This window comes from Heyndrickxia shackletonii (assembly GCF_001420715.1).
Lineage (GTDB): Bacteria > Bacillota > Bacilli > Bacillales > Bacillaceae_C > Margalitia > Margalitia shackletonii.
This window is the reverse complement of record NZ_LJJC01000016.1, coordinates 1-1754: the sequence shown is the minus strand read 5'-3', so window position 1 is coordinate 1754 and position 1754 is coordinate 1. Positions and strand designations below refer to the sequence as shown.

The 1754-nt window shown below is 41.7% G+C and carries 1 protein-coding gene; it reads left to right on the top strand.

Features of this window, described 5'->3' with window-relative positions; translation table 11 throughout:
* Positions 1-1700: hemagglutinin (locus AN964_RS27690; RefSeq protein ID WP_152982469.1), on the top strand; the 1700-nt coding region annotated here is incomplete at its 5' end.
* Positions 1701-1754 lie beyond the last annotated feature (54 nt).

The following is a 1754-nucleotide window of genomic DNA, read 5'->3' as shown; positions in this document are numbered from 1 at the left end:
AGAAAATAGTGCTTCTTCTTGCAATAGTTAGCCTTGTTAAAAGTGATCAGATTTGCATTGGTTACCATGCAAACAACTCGACAGAGCAGGTTGACACGATAATGGAAAAGAACGTCACTGTTACACATGCCCAAGACATACTGGAAAAGACACACAACGGGAAGCTCTGCGATCTAAATGGAGTGAAGCCTCTGGTTTTAAAGGATTGTAGTGTAGCTGGATGGCTCCTCGGAAACCCAATGTGCGACGAATTCATCAGGGTGCCGGAATGGTCTTACATAGTGGAGAGGGCTAACCCAGCCAATGACCTCTGTTACCCAGGGAGCCTCAATGACTATGAAGAACTGAAACACCTATTGAGCAGAATAAATCATTTTGAGAAGATTCTGATCATCCCCAAGAGTTCTTGGCCCAATCATGAAACATCATTAGGGGTGAGCGCAGCTTGTCCATACCAGGGAACGCCCTCCTTTTTCAGAAATGTGGTATGGCTTATCAAAAAGAACGATGCATACCCAACAATAAAGATAAGCTACAATAATACCAATCGGGAAGATCTTTTGATACTGTGGGGGATTCATCATTCCAACAATGCAGCAGAGCAGACAAATCTCTATAAAAACCCAACCACCTATATTTCCGTTGGGACATCAACATTAAACCAGAGATTGGTACCAAAAATAGCTACTAGATCCCAAGTAAACGGGCAACGTGGAAGAATGGACTTCTTCTGGACAATTTTAAAACCGAATGATGCAATCCACTTCGAGAGCAATGGAAATTTCATTGCTCCAGAATATGCATACAAAATTGTCAAGAAAGGGGACTCAACAATTATGAAAAGTGAAGTGGAATATGGCCACTGCAACACCAAATGTCAAACTCCAGTAGGAGCGATAAACTCTAGTATGCCATTCCACAATATACATCCTCTCACCATCGGGGAATGCCCCAAATACGTGAAGTCAAACAAATTGGTCCTTGCAACTGGGCTCAGAAATAGTCCTCTAAGAGAAAAGAGAAGAAAAAGAGGGCTGTTTGGGGCTATAGCAGGTTTTATAGAGGGAGGATGGCAGGGAATGGTAGATGGTTGGTATGGGTACCACCATAGCAATGAGCAGGGGAGTGGGTACGCTGCAGACAAAGAATCCACCCAAAAGGCAATAGATGGAGTTACCAATAAGGTCAACTCGATCATTGACAAAATGAACACTCAATTTGAGGCCGTTGGAAGGGAATTTAATAACTTAGAAAGGAGGATAGAGAATTTGAACAAGAAAATGGAAGACGGATTCCTAGATGTCTGGACTTATAATGCTGAACTTCTAGTTCTCATGGAAAATGAGAGGACTCTAGATTTCCATGACTCAAATGTCAAGAACCTTTACGACAAAGTCCGACTACAGCTTAGGGATAATGCAAAGGAGCTGGGTAATGGTTGTTTCGAGTTCTATCACAAATGTGATAATGAATGTATGGAAAGTGTAAGAAATGGGACGTATGACTACCCTCAGTATTCAGAAGAAGCAAGATTAAAAAGAGAAGAAATAAGCGGAGTGAAATTAGAATCAATAGGAACTTACCAAATACTGTCAATTTATTCAACAGTGGCGAGTTCCCTAGCACTGGCAATCATGGTGGCTGGTCTATCTTTATGGATGTGCTCCAATGGGTCGTTACAGTGCAGAATTTGCATTTAAATTTGTGAGCTCAGATTGTAGTTAAAAACACCCTTGTTTCTACTGATCACGCGT